Here is a 3733-nt window from a genome sequence, read left to right as displayed (position 1 = left end):
CACCGCGGTTACGCAACAGTTTGCACGATCGGGCAAGCGCAGCGTCGCCGAACAGGCCGATCGTTCCACCCACGATCGGCGCGAAGCACGGCGGGCGACCATCATGCGCAATACCAGTTTGGCTGCTCTCTACGGCTTTCCAGGCGTCGCTGCGGTGGGCCGGATCACCTCGCGACGACGCTTGCGGGGCCAGCGCGCCGATGCTCCGGTCGTGCGCCACTACCTCTTGTCCAAATACATCTCCCCAAAACGGCTGCTGCACGTCACCCGCAGTCATTGGGGGATCGAGAATCAGCTTCATTGGGTGCTCGACGTCCATTTTGCCGAGGACGCCAACCGCGCGCGAAAGGACCATGCTCCGGAGAACCTCGCCATTCTGCGCCGGCTCGCCCTCAACATCCTGCGAGCCAACCCCGATCGCAAGTCCATCCGCCTCAAAATCAAGCGTGCTGGCTGGGACAATGCCTTCCTTATGCAGACTCTCAGCCATATGCGATAGCCCTGCCGCAAGCGGGGAGAGGTAACAGAGCCGACGCCTCACCCTCAACTCATCACGCAACTACAGCAGATCGGCAACGGCGTTGCGGTAGCGGCGCATGGCGCCGACATGGTCGGTCATGCTGCGGCCGGCCATGCGCTTGTGGTGATAGCCGCCGAAGGTGTTGTGCAGCGTGACATGCGTGACGCCGGCCTTCTTCCAAAAACTGATTTCCTCGCGCCAGTCCTTCTCAGAGCCGGTGCCGGTCGAGGTCCAGACTTCGAGGCCGACGGATGCCGGGTCGCGTCCTTCGGCTTCCACCAGGCGGCGCAGCTTGTCGAATTCCGCAACCGCCTTGGGCCCCGGCGGTTCGGACAGCATCATCCAGCCGTCGCCCCACTTTGCGATCCGCTGCAGCGTCACGTCCATGTGGCCGCCGAACCAAAGCGGAATTTTGCGCCCCGGCGGCCGCGGATTGATGCCGGCGTCCTGCAGGTGATGCCACTTGCCCTCGAACGTGACATAAGGATCGGCCCACAGCGCTTTCATCACCTGGACCTGTTCCTCGCTCCGCTTGCCCCTGTTGTGGAAATTCTCGTTGAGGCCTGTGAACTCCATCTCGTTCCAGCCGACCCCGATGCCGAACCGGAAGCGGCCGCCTGAGAGCACGTCGAGACTGGCCGCCTGCTTGGCAACCAGCACCGTCTGACGCTGCGCCAGAATCAGCACCTGGGTGGAGAGTTCGACCTTTTTCGTGCAGGCCGCGATGAAACCGAACGCCACGAAGGGGTCGTGGAACAGGCCGAGCCCGCCCGCACGGCCGCTGGCCGGGTTCTTCGGGTTGCCGCCGAGCACGTGGTCCGCGAGCGTCAGGCCTTGGTAGCCTTCGGCCTCGGCGAGCTCGGCGAATTCGCGCACGATTCCGCCATCGCCACCGATGTCGCCGAAAGGCAGGGCAATTCCGAGATGCATGGGCGTTTCCTCGCTTTGGCTGGTTGTCACCTTGCCGCTAGTCTATAGATTTCCGCGGCGGGTACCACGGTATCGGCATCGACCGAACTCGGGTCTACCCGAGTTCGGCAAATATCAATGTCCAAGTCGGCAACAGCCGACTTGGATCGGGTCAGCCAGGAGACGTGCGTGATCAAGCTCGGATACAAGGCATCGGCGGAGCAGTTCGCGCCGGGCAAGTTGCTGGATTTCTCGTGCCTTGCCGAGGAGGTCGGTTTCGATTCCGTCTTCATCAGCGACCACTTCCAGCCATGGAAGCATGTCGACGGCCATGCGCCGTTCTCGCTGACATGGCTCGGCGCGCTGGGCGCCCGAACGTCGCGCGTCGTGATCGGCACCAGCGTGCTGACGCCGACGTTCCGCTATCATCCGTCCATCGTCGCCCAGGCGTTCGGCACCATGGGCGTGATGTTCCCGGGACGCGTCGTGCTCGGCATCGGCACCGGGGAAGGGCTCAACGAAGTGCCCTCGACCGGCCAGCCCTGGCCGGAATTCAAGGAGCGCTTCGCCCGCCTGCGCGAAGCCGTCACGCTGATACGATTGCTCTGGACGCAGGAACGGGTCTCCTTCGAAGGCCAGTACTACAAGACCGAGAAGGCGACGATCTACGACCGTCCCGACACGCCGGTGCCGATCTATGTCGCAGCCGCAGGCGCCCTGGTGGCGCGCTACGCCGGCCGCTCCGCGGAAGGGTTCATCTGCACCAGCGGCAAGAAGCCGGAGCTCTATACCGAGACCCTGTTGCCGAAGGTCGCCGAGGGCATCGCGGCGTCGGAGGATCCGTCGCGGTCCTACGATCGCATGATCGAGGTCAAGGTGTCGTTCGACACCGACAAGGCGCGGGCGCTCGAGGACACCCGCCACTGGGCGGCGCTGGCGCTGACGCCTGAGGAAAAGATGGCGGTAGAGGATCCAGTCGAGATGCAGCGCCTCGCCGACGCGCTGCCGCTGGAGCGCGCCGCCAGCCGATGGATCGTTTCCAGCGACGCCGACGAGCACGTCGAGCGGATCGCTTACTATGTCGGTCTCGGGTTCCGGAATCTGGTGTTCCACGCGCCGGGACCGGACCAGGCGCGCTTCCTGAAACTCTACGGTGAGCACGTGCTGCCGCGGCTGCGCAAGCGTTTCGGTTGAGTGCGCGGTGACCGGCCGATGAACGCGAGCAACGCCGTCGAGATCCTTGCCGTCCCCGGCATTCCACGGGTAGCCAAGGATGACGATCTCTCAGCCTTGATCGCCGAGGGGCTGGCGCGCGGTGGCATCGTGCCGCGCAGTGGCGACGTTTTCGTGCTGGCGCAGAAGATCGTGTCCAAGTCCGAAGGGCGCATGGTCGATCTCGCGACCGTCGTACCCTCGACCAAGGCGATCGAACTCGCCGGCAAGGTCGAGAAAGATCCGCGTCTGGTCGAACTGATCCTGTCCGAATCGGTCCGCGTCGTGCGGTCGAGGCCGGGCCTGCTGATCGTCGAGCACCGGCTGGGCTTCGTGGTCGCCAATGCGGGCGTCGACCAGTCCAACGTGGCCTCGCCCGATGCGCCCCAGCAAGCGCTGCTGCTGCCGGTCGATCCCGACGGCAGCGCGGCGATTTTGAGGACGCGCCTGTCGCAGAAGTTCGGCGTGCCGGTGGCGGTGATCATCAGCGACAGTTTTGGCCGTGCCTGGCGGCGCGGGACCTGCGGGGTTGCGATCGGCGCCGCAGGCCTGCCGTCGCTGATGGATCTGCGTGGCTCGCCGGATCTGTTCGGACGCGAGCTTCAGGTCAGCATCACCGGGCATGCGGACGAGATCGCTGCCGCAGCGTCGCTGGTGATGGGGCAGGGTGCCGAAGGCCAGCCTGTCGTGATCGTGCGCGGTCTGACATGGCGCGGTCCCGACAATGCTGCGTCCGAGCTGGTGCGCCCGGCCGCCGAGGACATGTTCCGATGAGCAAGCGACTTGTCGTGGCGCTGTCCGGCGGGGTCGGCGGCGCCAAACTGGCGCTCGGTCTGAGCCGCGTCTTGCCGGCCGACGAACTACTCGTGGTCGCCAACACCGGCGACGATTTCGAGCATCTTGGCCTCTGCATCTCGCCCGATATCGACACGCTGACCTATGTTCTCGCTGGTCTCGACAATCCCGCCACCGGCTGGGGCCGGCGCGACGAGACGTGGTCGTTCATGGACTCCATCGGCGCGCTCGGCGGCGAGGACTGGTTTCGGCTCGGCGATCGCGATCTCGCGCTGCATGTCGAGCGCACCCGCAGGT

General features: G+C 65.3%; 5 protein-coding genes. 4 read left to right on the top strand and 1 reads right to left on the bottom strand.

The annotated features are described in order from the left end of the window. Positions 1–499: ISAs1 family transposase (locus tag VK804_RS14315; protein WP_325371477.1), on the top strand; the 499-nt coding region annotated here is incomplete at its 5' end. 60 nt (positions 500–559) lie between these two features. On the opposite strand, the gene VK804_RS14310 is transcribed toward VK804_RS14315, so the two are convergent. Continuing rightward, positions 560–1450, bottom strand: a complete 891-nt coding sequence (locus VK804_RS14310; RefSeq protein WP_325371476.1) for an LLM class F420-dependent oxidoreductase — start codon at positions 1448–1450, stop codon at positions 560–562. A gap of 168 nt (positions 1451–1618) precedes the next feature. Here VK804_RS14310 and fgd point away from each other — a divergent pair, with 168 nt between their 5' ends. From fgd to VK804_RS14295, 3 genes are all read left to right on the top strand, one after another. Further along, positions 1619–2623, top strand: a complete 1005-nt coding sequence (fgd, locus tag VK804_RS14305; RefSeq protein WP_325371475.1) for a glucose-6-phosphate dehydrogenase (coenzyme-F420) — start codon at positions 1619–1621, stop codon at positions 2621–2623. Positions 2624–2641: 18 nt separating this feature from the next. After that, positions 2642–3415 (top strand): coenzyme F420-0:L-glutamate ligase, encoded by a 774-nt coding sequence (gene cofE / locus VK804_RS14300; protein ID WP_325371474.1) that lies wholly within the window; start codon positions 2642–2644, stop codon positions 3413–3415. After that, the coding region (locus VK804_RS14295) for a 2-phospho-L-lactate transferase CofD family protein (protein WP_325371473.1) at positions 3412–3733 on the top strand (322 nt) is incomplete at its 3' end. The genes cofE and VK804_RS14295, both read left to right, overlap by 4 nt.

It is taken from the genome of Bradyrhizobium sp., assembly GCF_035484855.1.
In the GTDB taxonomy this organism is placed as follows: domain Bacteria; phylum Pseudomonadota; class Alphaproteobacteria; order Rhizobiales; family Xanthobacteraceae; genus Bradyrhizobium.
This window is presented reverse-complemented; position numbering and strand designations above follow the sequence as displayed.

Bases quoted from the DNA above. Each gene is read 5' to 3' on its own strand.
- VK804_RS14310 (WP_325371476.1), bottom strand. From the start codon at position 1,450: ATGCATCTCGGAATTGCCCTGCCTTTCGGCGACATCGGTGGCGATGGC.
- cofE (WP_325371474.1), top strand. From the start codon at position 2,642: ATGAACGCGAGCAACGCCGTCGAGATCCTTGCCGTCCCCGGCATTCCA.